Raw genomic sequence first — 14,305 nt, forward strand, 5'->3', positions numbered from 1 at the left:
ACGTCGATGCTTGAAATCTTCGAGCGGCTGGCGCTAGCTGCCGGGCGCGAGGTCATGCGTGTGTTCCATGCAGGCTGCGCGGTGGACCGGAAATCGGATTCCTCGCCGGTGACCGAGGCGGACCGCGAGAGCGAGAAGATCATCCTTGCTGGCCTGCGCGCGGAATTCCCCGACATTCCCTGCGTGGCCGAGGAGGAAGCAGCGGCCGGTGTCATGCTGAGTGAACTTGGCGATGCCTTCTTCCTCATTGATCCACTCGACGGCACCAAGGAATTCGTCAACCGGCGCACTGATTTCACCGTCAACATAGCGCTTATCCGTCATGGCGTGCCGGAACTGGGCGTCGTCTTCGCGCCATGCGGCGGCCGGCTTTTTTCCGGCCGGCCGGGCAGGGCCGAGGCCCTTGAAGTCGATAGCGACTACCAGATCGTTTCTCGCCGGCCGATTTCGGTGAGAACGGCCGCGACACCGCTGGCGGTGGTTGCCAGCCGCTCGCACAACACACCTGAAACCGATGCCTATATTCGCGATCTCGGTGCCGCCGAAATCGTCTCGGTCGGCTCGTCGCTGAAATTCTGCCTCCTCGCCAATGGCGAGGCGGATGTCTATCCGCGCTTCGGCCGCACCATGGAATGGGACACCGCGGCGGGTGACGCAGTGCTGCGCGCCGCCGGTGGCACAACGCGCACGCTGGACGGCAGGCCGTTGGCCTATGGCAAGCGCAACCAGGCCGATGACGAGGACTTCGCCAATCCGCATTTCATCGCCAGCGGCAGCGTTGCTACCGGAGGTGGTATCGAACGTTGAGGTGAAAAGCCTACGCCGATCACCTATCCTGTATCGGCGTTCCCTGAGTCGGTAATTGAATGTCCTTTTTTCAGAAATGCCATGCCGTCATCTCGGGCGGGTTTCCGGTATGGACCAAAAATCGCGATGAAATAGCCTTCAGGATGTTGCTGGGCCTCTATGCCCTCTCTCCCGCTCTTTTCGTCTTCATCGAAATGTCTCCGACGGTCCTGGCACTTGTGGCGGCACTCATGGGCGCTCTTACCCTTTTGACAAGGCGTGCACGCTTTGGCAGGGCGACGATGGGGCTCTCCCTCACCCTGGCTCTCTTGTCAGCCATTGTCCTTACGAGCGCCCTATGGTCGATCCACGCGAGCCGCTCTCTCACGGCGGCGAGGGATGTGTTTGGCTACTCGATCGCCGCCATCCTGCTGTTCGAGTGCATTCTGGCGCTTCCGAGCGCTCGACGCGACCGGCTCGCGCGGGTCTCGTTGGTCGGCATGCTGATTGGCCTGGTGTCGGTGATGGGGTGGGAACTGTATTTCGCGTTTTTCACCGAAGATCCACGATTTGTGGAAAATGTTTTCACCCTTCACAAGATCACGGTCTACGGCGCTTTTTTTGCCGTCATGTTTCTCGCCCAGCCGAGGCTGGTGTGGAGGGGGTTTGCGGCTCTCTTTGCCGTGCTGACATTGCTCTACGGTCAATCGACCGGCGTCAATCTGGCGATTGTCTTCGTGGCGGGGATGTTCGTCATGCCCGCGAAATACCGTCAACACGCGTTGGTCGGATTCTTCGTCGTCTATTTGTCTCTTGCCCTGATCGCCCCCTTCGTCGTCTCGCCGCTGTTCGCCTACCTCAAAACAACTGGATTGCTGGCTTTCTATCCGGGAACGTTCGCCGCGCGCCTCGATCTTTGGCAGATGATCTCGCCCCACATTGCGGACCAGCCGGTTCTTGGCCATGGCGCCGATACGATGAGGAACGCGGTCGGAGTCGTGGTCAACCCCACATATTATGCGCAGGTTGACCTCCCAAGCGCGCACAATATCGTATTCGATTTGTGGTACGAACTGGGAGCGCTTGGCATCATTGTGTATGGGATGCTTCTCGCAGCGATCGTAAGAATGATCGGCGGTTTGAGCGGCCCCTGCCACTTCATAGCCAGCAGCTACCTGATCATAGCTGTTGTCGAACTGTCGGTCGACCATCGGATCTGGTTGTCATGGGTGCTGGGCACCTTGGTCTTCACCGCGGGCATCTGCATATTGCAGTGCCGTTCCGTGAACCAGCCGGTAATGGAAGACCGGATCGCAAGACGGGCAGGGACTTTCTCAAGATCAAGATAACGGCGCGAAGTAGGCCGCGCGCCTCGCCGCCCCCCGACGAGGTGTCGGCCCTCTGGTATTCGACGCCCTATTCGGCCGCGGCTTGCGCGGAGTTCGAGCCGATATAATTGCGGATCGTTTCGATGATCATGTCCTGGTCGGCCTCGCTGAGATAGGGATGCATCGGCAGGCACAGGATGCGTTTCGGCAGGTCCTCCGAAACGGCAAGACCGGTCGGCGTGCGCGGGTAGTCGCGATAGGCGACCTGCTCATGCAGCGGCTTGACGTAGTAGATGACAGACGGAATGCCCTTTTCGCTCAGATGCGCTTTAAGGCCGTCGCGTTTCGGTGTTTCGATCGCGTATTGCGCCCAGGCCGAGCGGCTGCCGTCCAGGTTGCGGGCGGCGGCGACGATGTCGCCGAGGCCATCTGCATAGCGCTGGGCCACCACCTGCCGCACCACCATTTCTTCCTCGAGGATGGCGAGTTTCTCGATCAGGATTGCCGCCTGCAGCGTATCGAGCCGTGAATTGATGCCGACGCGGATGTTGTCGTACTGCGTCTCGCCCTTGCCGTGGAAGGCGAAGGAACGCAGCGTATCGGCCAGAGTGTCATCATTGGTGAACATCGCGCCGCCGTCGCCATAGCAGCCGAGCGGCTTGGCCGGATAGAAGCTGGTCGAGCCGACATGGCCGAACGCCCCGCACATCCTGCCTTCGAGTGAGCCACCCATGGACTGGGCGGCGTCCTCGATCACCAATAAGCCTTCGCGATTGGCGACAGCCATGATCGCGTCATAGTCGGCGGCAAGACCGAAAAGGTCGACGGGGATGATCGCCCTTGGCTTCAGCCGGCCTTGCTTCTTGATGGCCGCGATCGCCGCCTCGAGGCTGGCGATGTCGATGTTGTAGGTCTTCGGATCGATATCGACGAAAACCGGCTCGGCCTTGGCCAGCGCCACCACTTCCGCGGTTGCGGCGAAGGTGAAGCTCGGCACGAACACCGCATCGCCCGGACCGATGCCAGCGGCGAACAGCGGCAAAAGCAGTGCGTCGGTGCCGTTGGCGCAGGCCACGACATGCTTGACGCCGACATAGGCGGCGAGCTTCTTCTCGAATTCGGCGACCTGGGGGCCAAGGATATAGCGGCCATCCTCGACGACGTGGTCGATCGCCGCTTTCAGCCGGTCGCGGATTCGTTCACGCTGCGCGCCAAGATCGATGAACTGCATGTCGGCCTCAATACCTGCCAATAACCGGTCCGCTGGTACCAGACTTGGCGCGGCTGAAAAAGCCGGCCGCGGACCGGGCATATGGTGCAAGTGTCGCAGCCCGTTACCGTGTTTTGCCGGCGCATTGCCTCAAAAAGCCGGAAATCCGGGCTTGGCGGTGCAACTCACGCCACTTCTATCGCGGCTTTCCGGCGCATGGAAACATAAAGTGATCGCGTTGGAGCGCCGATCAGCCGATCTCGTGCCGCCAGGGGGGATTGGCGCCGGCTCGCGACACCGTCACCGCCGCCGCCTTGGCGCCGAGCGCCAGTGCCTTGTGGATAGCGTCTTCGGTCAGGCTCGAAATCGCTGCTTTCGTCAGCAGGCCTTGCTCATGCAGCGAGGCGAGAATGCCCGCGTTGAACGTGTCGCCGGCGCCGACGGTGTCCACCACCTCGACCGTCTCCGGCATGACGGTGACACGGTGCTGCTTGCTGTAGCCAACGGCACCTTCGCTGCCATGCGTGACGACGATCAGCTTCGGTCCGCGGTCGAGCCAATTGCGCACGACCTCCTCGTGCGAACCGGCTTCACCGAACCAGTTGAGGTCTTCGTCCGACAGTTTGACGATGTCGGCCATGGCCATCATGGCGCGGATGCGTCTGAGGTGCTTGGCCTTGTCGGGGATGAAGTTCGGCCGGATATTGGGGTCGAGCATCATGACGCGGACCTCATGCTCGCGCCGCATGAATTCTTCATAGGCCGAGCCGGCCGGCTCCGAGATCAGGCTGATGGCGCCGAACAGCATCGCCTCGATCTCACCGCCGAGTTGCGGCAGGTCCTCGGTGGTCAGCATGCGCCCGGCCGTGTTCTCGTCATAGAAGGTGTATGTCGCCTGGCCGTTGTTCAGCCGCACGAAGGCCAGTGTCGTCGGCCGGGGCGAGGTGTGCGCGTAGGTCGAACTGACCTTGCTCGCCCCCAGCGCGTCCCTGAACTGACCGCCGAACAGGTCCGACGACAGGCCCGAGAAGAAGCCGGCCGGCGCGCCGAGACGGCCGAGTGCGATCGCCGAGTTGAAGACCGCGCCGCCGACATAGGGAGCAAAGGCTGGCTCGCCCTGCGCGGTGGTGCGCGGCAGCATGTCGATGAGGGCTTCGCCGCAGCACAGGATCATGGCTTCTTGGTCTCCGGCGGATAGATCACGCCCTTGCGGATGATAATGTTGGCGTAAAGCCGGGGCTCGCTGGTCGCGACGATGGCATGCGCCGATTTGACCCGTGCATAGAAGTCGGCGCCGGCCAGCGCAACCACCTTGCGGCCCGGCGCGCGTTTGGTGCAGATCGCCTCCATTTCACGATGGACAGGGTCGGCAAGCGACGGATCGCCTTTCACCGAGGCCCGAAACAGCGCCTCCGGAACGGCATCGTCGACCGGAAGCAGCGTCAATACCGCGTCGAGTACGGGAATGAGGGCATGGCCGTCGGCCCGGACGAGGCGTCTGGCCTGCTCCTGCGCCGGATAGTTCCCGTCGACCAGCGCAATCTCGTCGCCATGACCCATGGCGCGCAATATCGCCAGAAGCTCCGGACCAAGCAGCGCCGGGATTCCGATCAGCATTCAGGCGCTCCTGGAGATCGTCGTCGCACCGATCAGGAAGCGTTCGGAAAGCGGCAGGCTGGCGCCGCCGAGCGCCCGGGCGTGGATGCCCACGCTTCCCTCGCGGACGGCCGGAAGTTTCAAGCCTTCGCCGTCGATTGCGCCAATTGCCGTCACGACCGCCTCGACCAGCTTGTGGCGCACGGCCGTTGGCATCCAACCGTCGATCACGGCGGCCTCGAAATCGATGACGGAGGACGCCGCGACGATGGCATAGGCGAGCGCCTGCGAGGCGTTGGCGATCCACTCGTCGAGCTCGGCGCCTATCTCCCCCCAATCCTCGGGTGAGGTCCAAAGATACGAGGCCTCGACGCCGCGCGCATTGAGCGCTTTTTCCAGCATGGCGATCGAGGCCACGTCGATGAGCTGGGTCGGCTTTCCATCCGGTCCCGGCACGGGCATCGAGCCGAGCGCGCCGGCATTGCCGGTCGGGCCTCCGAACAGCCGGCCGTTGAGCACGATGCCGCCACCGGCAAAGGCGCCGATATAGAAATAGACGAAGTCCCGCGCCGCGCCCGTCTGGCCGAAGACCAGTTCGGCACCGCAGGCGGAGGTGGCGTCGTTCTGCAGATAGACCGGAAAATCGCACTGCGTCTGGATGTCGGCCCTGATATCGCGGTGGCGCCATTCGTCCATGACGTCGCGCGGCGCGCCGGCGGTGTCGGCCCAGTTCCAGAGTTCAAAGGGCATGGCGATACCAAGCCCGGCGATGCGCTTGTCCTGCGCCGGTGTCAACCCGCCCCGCATCGTCTTCATGCCTGCCGTCACGAATTCGACCGTCTCGCGGGGGGCAGGGTAGCGGTAGGAATGCTGCAGCATCGCGCGCACGTTTCCGAGGAAATCGATCAGCACGAGCTCGGCGCTGCGCCGGCCGATCTTGAGGCCGAGGAAGAAGGCGCCTTCCGGGTTGAGCGCCATGGGGATCGAGGGCTGGCCGATCTTGCCGCGCAACGGCGCCTGCCGCACGAGCAGGCTTTCTTCCTCCAGCTCGCGCATGATGACCGAAACCGTCTGCGCCGAAAGTCCGGTCATGCGAGCGATGTCGGACTTCGCCAGACTGCCGTGCTGGCGCACCAGCGAAAGCACCAGGCGCTCGTTGTGGTCGCGCATGCCGCTCTGGTTGGTGCCGCGGTGAATCAGGCTCTCATTCGCTTCGGGCGAACCATGCCTCGCAGTGGCGGTCTCCACCCTGTTCCTCCCGTCGTTTCCCCATAATGCTTTTGGGTCAGAATGAGTGAAGGACGCAAGACTGTCAATAATAAATAAGAGTGATTTAATTATTGACAGATGCCTTGGTCTGGTGTCTTTTGGTCGGGCATCCGCGCTGGGAGAAGTCGCTTGGATGCCGTGCGGGTGCCGGTTGGCCGGCATTCGAAAATGTTCCACTGGGAGGAAGATCGTGACCAATACAAAACTGTTGAAGTCCACCGTTTTTGCGGCGGCCGCACTGGGTCTGATGGCGTTCGCTTCGTCCGCATCCGCCGCCGGCGTCGGCGCCTGCCTGATCACCAAGACCGACACCAATCCGTTCTTCGTCAAGATGAAGGAGGGCGCGACCGCGAAGGCCAAGGAACTTGGCGTCGATCTCAAGACCTATGCGGGCAAGATCGACGGCGACAGCGAGAGCCAGGTGGCGGCGATCGAAAGCTGCATCGCCGACGGCGCCAAGGGCATTCTGATCACTGCGTCCGATACCAAGGGCATCGTGCCGACGGTGAAGAAGGCGCGCGATGCGGGCCTGCTGGTGATTGCGCTCGACACGCCGCTCGATCCGGTCGACGCCGCCGACGCGACCTTCGCGACCGACAATCTGGAGGCCGGCAAGCTGATCGGCGCCTGGGCCGCCGCCACGCTGGGCGACAAGGCCAAGGATGCCAAGATAGGCTTCCTCGACCTGACCCCGTCGCAGCCGACCGTGGACGTGCTGCGCGACCAGGGCTTCATGATGGGCTACGGCATCGACGTCAAGGATCCCAACAAGATCGGCGACGAGACCGATCCGCGCATCGTCGGCCATGACGTCACCAACGGCAACGAGGAGGGCGGCCGCAAGGCGATGGAGAACCTTCTGCAGAAGGACAACACCATCAACGTCATCCACACCATCAACGAACCGGCCGCGGTCGGTGCCTACCAGGCGCTCAAGGCCGTCGGCCTCGAAAAGCAGGTTCTGATCGTTTCGGTCGACGGCGGCTGCCCCGGCGTCAAGTCGGTCGCGGAAGGCGTCATCGGCGCCACCTCACAGCAATATCCGCTGCAGATGGCGGCACTCGGCATCGAGGCGATTGCCGCTTTTGCCAAGGACGGAACCAAGCCGAAGCCGACGGAGGGCAAGAACTTCTTCGACACTGGCGTCAACCTCGTCACCGACAAGCCGGCCAATGGCGTCAAATCCATCGACACCAAGGAAGGCCTCGCCAAGTGCTGGGGCTGATGCTGGCCTGACCGGCAACAGAACCGACCGGCCGGGGGCTTGATCCCCGGCCGCATCGGGTGGACGATGCATCACTGTAAACGCGGATAATACCGGCGGTAGACCGGAAGGCGTGACGGCGTCAGCGTGTGGCTGAAGCCCTACGGGGAGGAAACATGGCTCAAGCTCAGGAATTCGAGAAAGTTCTCTCGGCCAGCGATACAAGCGTAGCCGCTTTTGACGAGCACAAATCGCTCGTCAAGCGCATCCAGCATTTTCTGCATTCGACGCCGGCCGCGGTGCCGTTGATCGTGCTGCTTCTGTCGATCATCATCTTCGGCGCCACGATCGGAGGACGTTTCTTCTCGTCCTACACGCTGACGCTGATCCTGCAGCAGATAGCCATCGTCGGCATTCTCGGGGCCGCGCAGACGCTGGTCATCCTGACCGCCGGCATCGACCTGTCGATCGGGGTGATCATGGTGATATCGGCCGTGATCATGGGCAATTGCGCGGTCAGCTACGGCATGCCGAGCGTGCTGGCCGTGGCGATCGGGCTTGCCGCCGGTGCGGCGTGCGGACTGCTGAACGGGCTGCTGGTCGCATATATGAAGCTGCCGCCCTTCATCGTGACGCTTGGCACCTGGAACATCGTCATGGCTACGAACTTCATCTATTCGGCCAATGAGACGATCCGCGACACCGACGTCGACAATCAGGCGCCGCTGCTGCATCTGTTTGCCCTGAGCTTCAAGGTCGGCACGGCTGTGCTGACGCTTGGCGTCATCGCCACGGTCGTGCTCGTACTGGTTCTTTGGTACGTGCTCAACCACACCGCATGGGGCCGTCACGTCTACGCCGTCGGCGACGACCAGGAGGCGGCGAAACTGTCGGGTATCCAGACCAAGAAGGTGTTGATGACAGTCTACACCCTCGCCGGGCTGATCGCCGCCTTCGCCGCCTGGGTTTCCATCGGCCGCAACGGCTCGATTTCGCCCTCCGCCGCCGTCACCGACTACAATCTGCAGGCGATCACCGCGACGGTGATCGGCGGTATTTCTCTCTTCGGCGGCCGCGGCTCCATCCTCGGTACGTTGTTCGGCGCGATGATCGTCGGCGTCGTCTCGATGGGCCTCAATATGCTGGGCGCCGATCCGCAATGGAAAGTCCTGCTCACCGGCGTGCTGATCATCGGCGCCGTCGCCATCGACCAATGGATCAGAAAGGTTTCGGCATGACCCAGGAACCCATCCTCACCGCGCGCGGTCTGGTCAAGCGCTATGGCCGCGTCACCGCTCTCGACAATGCCGACTTCGATCTTTACCCCGGCGAAATCCTTGCCGTCATCGGCGACAACGGCGCCGGCAAGTCGTCGCTCATCAAGGCGATTTCCGGCGCGACCGTGCCGGACGAAGGCGAAATCCGGCTTGAAGGCAAACCCGTCTCCTTCAAGTCGCCGATGGAAGCGCGCGAAGCCGGCATCGAAACCGTCTACCAGAACCTGGCGCTGTCGCCGGCGCTGTCGATCGCCGACAATATGTTCCTCGGCCGCGAGATCCGCAAACCCGGCTTCGTCGGCCAGTGGCTTCGCATGCTCGATCGTCCGGCAATGGAAAAGCGCGCCCGCGACAAGCTCACCGAGCTCGGCTTGATGACCATCCAGAACATCAGCCAGGCGGTGGAGACGCTGTCGGGCGGCCAACGCCAGGGCGTTGCGGTGGCGCGCGCCGCCGCCTTCGGCTCCAAAATGGTCATCATGGACGAGCCGACGGCGGCACTCGGGGTCAAGGAGAGCCGCCGCGTGCTGGAACTGATCCTCGACGTGAAGAAGCGCGGCCTGCCGATCGTGCTCATCTCGCACAACATGCCGCACGTCTTCGAGGTGGCCGACCGCATCCATATCCACCGTCTGGGGCGTCGCCTGTGCGTCATCGACCCCAAGCAATATACGATGTCCGACGCCGTTGCTTTCATGACCGGGGCAAAGGCACCCCCGGAGCCAGCATTGGCGGCCTGAACCGCCAGGTTGCCGCGGGGTAGCGGGCAGCTCCGTTCTCTAAATCGATTGAAAACATGCTGCGATGCACTAGGATGGGCTGGGAGAAACGGTGAAAGCCGGTATGATCGCGCCAAACGAATGAGAGGCGATATGACATCCGCCATGACGATCGAAGCCCCCGCTCTCGACAATCCCGACCCCAAGACGCTCGCCGAAGAGGTCTTGATGTCGCTCAAATACCGGGTCGGCAAGGACACCACCGTCGCGACCCAGTACGACTGGCTGACCGCGTCGATCAAGGTCGTGCGCGACCGTGTCGTCGACCACTGGATGCAGGCGACCAAGGAAGCCTACGACCAGCAGGAAAAGCGTGTCTATTACCTGTCGCTCGAATTCCTGATCGGGCGCCTGATGCGCGACGCCTTTTCCAATCTCGGGCTGATGGACAACATGCGCGAGGCCTTGTCCTCGCTCGGCGTCGATCTCGACGTGATCGCCGCCCTCGAGCCGGATGCGGCCCTCGGCAATGGCGGCCTTGGCCGGCTCGCCGCCTGCTTCATGGAAAGCATGGCGACCGTCGACATTCCCGCGCATGGCTACGGCATCCGCTATGCCAACGGCATGTTCCGCCAGGAAATCCACGACGGCTGGCAGGTCGAGTTGCCCGAGACCTGGCTGGATCACGGCAACCCCTGGGAATTCGAGCGCCGCGAACGCTCCTTCGAAGTCGGCTTCGGCGGTTCGGTCGAATCGATCACCTCAAAGGACGGCCGCCTTGAGCGGCATGTCTGGAAGCCGACCGAGCATGTGCTTGCCGTCGCCTACGACACGCCGGTGGCCGGCTGGCGGGCCAAGCGCGTCAACACGCTGCGGCTGTGGTCGGGCATGCCGATCGATCCGATCCTGCTCGACAAGTTCAACGCCGGCGACCACATCGGGGCGCTGGCCGAAAGCAACAAGGCCGATGCCCTGTCGCGCGTGCTCTATCCCGCCGATTCCCACAAGGCCGGACAGGAACTCAGGCTCAGGCAGGAATATTTCTTCTCCACCGCTTCGCTGCAGGACATTCTGCAGCGGCATCTGAGCCAATATGGCGATCTGAGATCGCTGCCCGACAAGGCGGCGATCCACCTCAACGACACCCATCCGGCGATCGCCGTGCCTGAACTGCTGCGGCTCTTGATGGATGTCCACGGCATGGACTTCGACCTCGCCTGGGACATCACCAAGCGCACCTTCGGCTACACCAACCACACGCTGCTGCCCGAGGCGCTGGAAAGCTGGCCGGTGCCGCTGTTCGAGCGGTTGCTGCCGCGTCACATGCAGATCGTCTACGCAATCAACGCGCAAGTGCTCCTGGAGGCGCGCGCCACCAACCAGTTTTCCGGCGAACAGATCAGCCGCATCTCGCTGATCCAGGAGAACGGCGACCGCCGGGTGCGCATGGGCAATTTGGCCTTTGTCGGCTCGCATTCGATCAACGGCGTGTCGGCGCTGCACACCGAGTTGATGAAGGAGACGGTCTTCGCCGACCTCCACAAGCTTTATCCCGACCGCATCAACAACAAGACCAACGGCATCACGCCGCGCCGCTGGCTGATCCAGTGCAATCCGGGCCTCACCGCGCTTGCCCGCGAGGCGATCGGCGACCGCTTCATGGACGACATCGAGGCGATCAAGGGGCTCGATCCTCTCGCCGGCGACACCGCTTTCCGCGAAAAATTCGCCGCCGTGAAGCGCCAGAACAAAGTGAGGCTTGCCAACCTGGTCGCCGACCGCCTCGGCATCAAGCTCGACCCTTCGGCGCTCTTCGACATCCAGGTCAAGCGTATCCACGAATACAAGCGCCAGTTGCTCAACATTCTCGAAGCGATCGCGCTCTATGACCAGATCCGCTCGCATCCCGAGCGCGACTGGATGCCGCGCGTGAAATTCTTCGGCGGCAAGGCGGCGCCCAGCTACCACAACGCCAAGCTGATCATCAAACTGGCCAACGACGTCGCCAGGGTGATCAACAGTGACCCTTCGGTGCGCGGCCTGCTGAAGGTCGTGTTCGTCCCGAACTACAATGTCAGCCTGGCCGAGGTGCTGATGCCGGCCGCCGATCTCTCGGAGCAGATATCGACCGCCGGCATGGAAGCGTCGGGAACCGGCAATATGAAGTTCGCGCTGAACGGCGCGCTGACCATCGGCACGCTCGACGGCGCCAATGTCGAGATCAAGGAGCATGTCGGCGACGACAACATCTTCATCTTCGGCCTCACCACCGAAGAAGTCGCCGAACGGCGTAACAATGGCTACGATCCGCGCGCCGTCATCGAGGCGTCTCCCGAACTGGCGCAGGCGGTCGCGGCCGTTTCGTCGGGTGTTTTCTCGCCCGATGATCCCAATCGCTACCGCGACCTCATCGACGGTCTCTACAACACCGACTGGTTCATGGTCGCCGCGGATTTCGATGCCTATGCCGCCTGCCAGCGCGATGTCGATGCCGTCTGGCGCAACAGCCCGGACTGGTACGCCCGCGCCATCCGCAACGTCGCGCGCGTCGGCTGGTTTTCCTCCGATCGCACGATCCGCCAATACGCGAAAGAAATCTGGAACGTGCCCGTCTGATGTGATTGCATAAGGCCACGAACGATGGCCGCAAAAACAAACACTTGGTGCCCGGGGAGGGCGACCGCCTGATGAGGAAGCCGCGCGCGACCGCTGCGACAAGCGGGCCGGACGGACTGGCACCAGCCAGCGATGTTGCGGCGATTGTCGCCGGTACGCACGGCAATCCCTTTGCGGTTCTCGGCGTTCAGGAGGCCGGCAAGAGCCTGTTCGCCCGCTGCTTTGTTCCAAACGCCGAATTCGTCACCGCCTATACGCTGACTGGTATCCCGGCGGGCGAGTTGACCAGGCGCGATGATGCCGGTTTCTTCGAGGGCAAACTGTCGATCAGGAAGCGCCAGCCGCTCCGCTACCATGTGCGCAACACCGGCGGCGACTGGTGGCTGACCGATCCCTATTCGTTCGGTCCGGTGCTCGGACCGATGGACGATTACTACATCGCCGAGGGTTCGCATCTCAGGCTGTTCGACAAGCTTGGCGCGCACGTCATCGAACACGAAGGCGCTTCAGGCGTGCATTTCGCTGTGTGGGCTCCAAATGCCAGGCGCGTCTCGGTGGTTGGCGATTTCAATGACTGGGACGGCCGCCGGCATACGATGCGCGACCGTCGCGACACGGGCATCTGGGAGCTGTTCATTCCCGATATTGGTGCCGGCCGGCCGTATAAATACGAGATCATCGGTCCCGATGGCGTGAGATTGCCGCTGAAGGCCGATCCGTTCGCCTTCAAGTCGGAGCTGCGCCCGGCGACGGCCTCGGTGACCGCGGTGCCGCCGGCGCATGCATGGGGCGACGAGGCGCATCGCAACTACTGGCGCAATGCCGACCCTCGGCGCGAGGCCATCTCGATCTACGAAGTCCACGCCGGTTCCTGGCAGCTTCGCGACGACGGCACCTTCCTGTCATGGGATGAACTGGCCGACCGGCTGATCCCCTATGTGGTCGAGACCGGTTTCACCCATATCGAATTCCTGCCGATCTCCGAGCATCCCTATGATCCGTCCTGGGGTTATCAGACAACCGGCCTCTACGCGCCGTCGGCGCGCTTCGGCGATCCGGACGGCTTTGCCCGTTTTGTCGACGGCGCCCACCGTGCCGGCATCGGCGTCATCCTCGACTGGGTGCCGGCGCATTTCCCTGTCGACGAGCACGGCCTGGTCCATTTCGACGGCACCGCGCTCTACGAGCACGCCGACCCGCGCAAGGGCTTCCACCCGGACTGGAACACCGCGATCTACAATTTCGGCCGCCGCGAGGTGGTGTCGTTCCTTGTCAACAACGCGCTGTTCTGGGCCGAAAAATACCATGTCGACGGTCTTCGCGTCGACGCGGTAGCCTCGATGCTATACCTCGACTATTCGCGCAAGCAGGGCGAATGGATCCCCAACGAGAAGGGTGGGCGCGAAAACCTGGAGGCAGTCAGCTTCCTGCAGAAGATGAACAAGGAGCTCTACGGGCACCATCCCGGCGTCATGACCATCGCCGAGGAATCGACTTCATGGCCAAAGGTCTCGGCTCCTGTCCATGAAGGCGGGTTGGGCTTCGGCTTCAAGTGGAACATGGGCTTCATGCACGACACGCTGGAGTATTTTTCCAAGGAGCCGATTTTCCGCAAGCACCACCATAACGAGCTGACCTTCGGCCTGACCTACGCGTTCTCGGAGAATTTCGTGCTGCCGCTCTCGCATGACGAGGTCGTGCATGGCAAAGGCACGCTGCTGGGAAAGATGGCCGGTGACGACTGGCAGAAATTCGCGACCTTGCGTGCCTATTACGGCTTCATGTGGGGTTATCCCGGCAAGAAGCTGCTGTTCATGGGCCAGGAATTCGCGCAGCGCCGCGAATGGAGCGAGGCGCGCGCGCTTGATTGGAACCTGCTCGATTTCCGTCCGCATCGCGGCGTCTGGCAGACGGTGCGCGATCTCAACTATCTCTACCGCTCACGGCCGGCTCTGCATGGCCGCGACTGCGAGCCGGAAGGGTTTTCCTGGCTGATCGTCGACGACAGCCAGAATTCGGTTTTCGCCTGGGTGCGCAACGCGCCTGGCGGCAATCCGGTCGCCGTCATCTCCAACTTCACGCCGGTGCCGCGCGACAATTATCGTGTGCCGCTGCCGAAGGCCGGCAAGTGGCGCGAGATCATCAACACCGACGCATCCGAATATGGCGGCTCCGGCATGGGCAATGGCGGCGCGGTCGAGGCAAGGGCTGAGGGCAAGAGCATCTCGGCAACGATGCTTCTGCCGCCGCTGTCGACGATCATGCTCGAGCACGTTGCCGATTGAGCATCGGCCGGAACA

Annotated in this window: 11 protein-coding genes; 7 read left to right on the top strand and 4 right to left on the bottom strand. The window is 62.7% G+C overall.

From position 1 onward, the window contains the following. Window positions 1-6 precede the first annotated feature (6 nt). Window positions 7-807 (top strand): 3'(2'),5'-bisphosphate nucleotidase CysQ, encoded by an 801-nt coding sequence (gene cysQ / locus LB556_RS08460; RefSeq protein WP_224566716.1) that lies wholly within the window; start codon window positions 7-9, stop codon window positions 805-807. Between the two features lie 59 nt (window positions 808-866). Further along, window positions 867-2,135, top strand: a complete 1,269-nt coding sequence (locus tag LB556_RS08465; RefSeq protein WP_224566062.1) for an O-antigen ligase family protein — start codon at window positions 867-869, stop codon at window positions 2,133-2,135. Between the two features lie 67 nt (window positions 2,136-2,202). Here LB556_RS08465 and LB556_RS08470 read toward each other — a convergent pair whose 3' ends face one another. The 4 genes from LB556_RS08470 to LB556_RS08485 form a co-directional block, all read right to left on the bottom strand. After that, the gene (locus LB556_RS08470; RefSeq protein WP_224566064.1) at window positions 2,203-3,345 is read right to left on the bottom strand and encodes a DegT/DnrJ/EryC1/StrS family aminotransferase; all 1,143 of its coding nucleotides are present in this window, start codon (window positions 3,343-3,345) and stop codon (window positions 2,203-2,205) included. A 229-nt stretch (window positions 3,346-3,574) separates the two neighbouring features. Continuing rightward, window positions 3,575-4,498 (bottom strand): carbohydrate kinase family protein, encoded by a 924-nt coding sequence (locus LB556_RS08475; protein WP_224566066.1) that lies wholly within the window; start codon window positions 4,496-4,498, stop codon window positions 3,575-3,577. Continuing rightward, on the bottom strand, window positions 4,495-4,941 hold the full coding sequence (locus LB556_RS08480) for an RbsD/FucU family protein (RefSeq protein ID WP_224566068.1): 447 nt from the start codon (window positions 4,939-4,941) through the stop codon (window positions 4,495-4,497). Before LB556_RS08480 ends, LB556_RS08475 begins: the two co-directional genes overlap by 4 nt. Next, a complete protein-coding gene (locus tag LB556_RS08485) occupies window positions 4,942-6,168 on the bottom strand; it encodes an ROK family protein (protein WP_224566070.1) in 1,227 nt (408 codons plus the stop codon). Window positions 6,169-6,436: 268 nt separating this feature from the next. On the opposite strand from LB556_RS08485, the gene LB556_RS08490 reads away from it, so the two are divergent. From LB556_RS08490 to glgB, 5 genes are all read left to right on the top strand, one after another. Further along, window positions 6,437-7,414: a sugar ABC transporter substrate-binding protein gene (locus tag LB556_RS08490; RefSeq protein ID WP_411908577.1), complete on the top strand. Its 978-nt coding sequence runs from the start codon at window positions 6,437-6,439 to the stop codon at window positions 7,412-7,414. Between the two features lie 155 nt (window positions 7,415-7,569). After that, window positions 7,570-8,631, top strand: coding sequence for an ABC transporter permease (locus tag LB556_RS08495; protein ID WP_224566072.1), 1,062 nt, complete (start codon window positions 7,570-7,572; stop codon window positions 8,629-8,631). Then, complete coding sequence (locus LB556_RS08500; RefSeq protein WP_224566074.1) at window positions 8,628-9,410, top strand: ATP-binding cassette domain-containing protein; 783 nt, start codon at window positions 8,628-8,630, stop codon at window positions 9,408-9,410. Before LB556_RS08495 ends, LB556_RS08500 begins: the two co-directional genes overlap by 4 nt. A 132-nt stretch (window positions 9,411-9,542) precedes the next feature. Further along, a complete protein-coding gene (locus tag LB556_RS08505) occupies window positions 9,543-12,005 on the top strand; it encodes a glycogen/starch/alpha-glucan phosphorylase (protein ID WP_224566076.1) in 2,463 nt (820 codons plus the stop codon). A gap of 71 nt (window positions 12,006-12,076) precedes the next feature. After that, window positions 12,077-14,290, top strand: a complete 2,214-nt coding sequence (glgB, locus tag LB556_RS08510) for a 1,4-alpha-glucan branching protein GlgB (RefSeq protein WP_224566078.1) — start codon at window positions 12,077-12,079, stop codon at window positions 14,288-14,290. Window positions 14,291-14,305: the final 15 nt, after the last annotated feature.

This window comes from Mesorhizobium sp. ES1-4, assembly GCF_020164745.1.
GTDB lineage: Bacteria > Pseudomonadota > Alphaproteobacteria > Rhizobiales > Rhizobiaceae > Mesorhizobium.

Excerpts from the sequence above, each read along its gene's own strand:
- LB556_RS08495 (WP_224566072.1), top strand. The coding sequence starts at position 7,570 with ATGGCTCAAGCTCAGGAATTCGAGAAAGTTCTCTCGGCCAGCGATACA.
- LB556_RS08465 (WP_224566062.1), top strand. The coding sequence starts at position 867 with ATGTCCTTTTTTCAGAAATGCCATGCCGTCATCTCGGGCGGGTTTCCG.
- glgB (WP_224566078.1), top strand. The coding sequence starts at position 12,077 with ATGAGGAAGCCGCGCGCGACCGCTGCGACAAGCGGGCCGGACGGACTG.
- LB556_RS08470 (WP_224566064.1), bottom strand. The coding sequence starts at position 3,345 with ATGCAGTTCATCGATCTTGGCGCGCAGCGTGAACGAATCCGCGACCGG.
- LB556_RS08490 (WP_411908577.1), top strand. The coding sequence starts at position 6,437 with ATGGCGTTCGCTTCGTCCGCATCCGCCGCCGGCGTCGGCGCCTGCCTG.
- LB556_RS08475 (WP_224566066.1), bottom strand. The coding sequence starts at position 4,498 with ATGATCCTGTGCTGCGGCGAAGCCCTCATCGACATGCTGCCGCGCACC.
- cysQ (WP_224566716.1), top strand. The coding sequence starts at position 7 with ATGCTTGAAATCTTCGAGCGGCTGGCGCTAGCTGCCGGGCGCGAGGTC.
- LB556_RS08480 (WP_224566068.1), bottom strand. The coding sequence starts at position 4,941 with ATGCTGATCGGAATCCCGGCGCTGCTTGGTCCGGAGCTTCTGGCGATA.
- LB556_RS08505 (WP_224566076.1), top strand. The coding sequence starts at position 9,543 with ATGACATCCGCCATGACGATCGAAGCCCCCGCTCTCGACAATCCCGAC.
- LB556_RS08500 (WP_224566074.1), top strand. The coding sequence starts at position 8,628 with ATGACCCAGGAACCCATCCTCACCGCGCGCGGTCTGGTCAAGCGCTAT.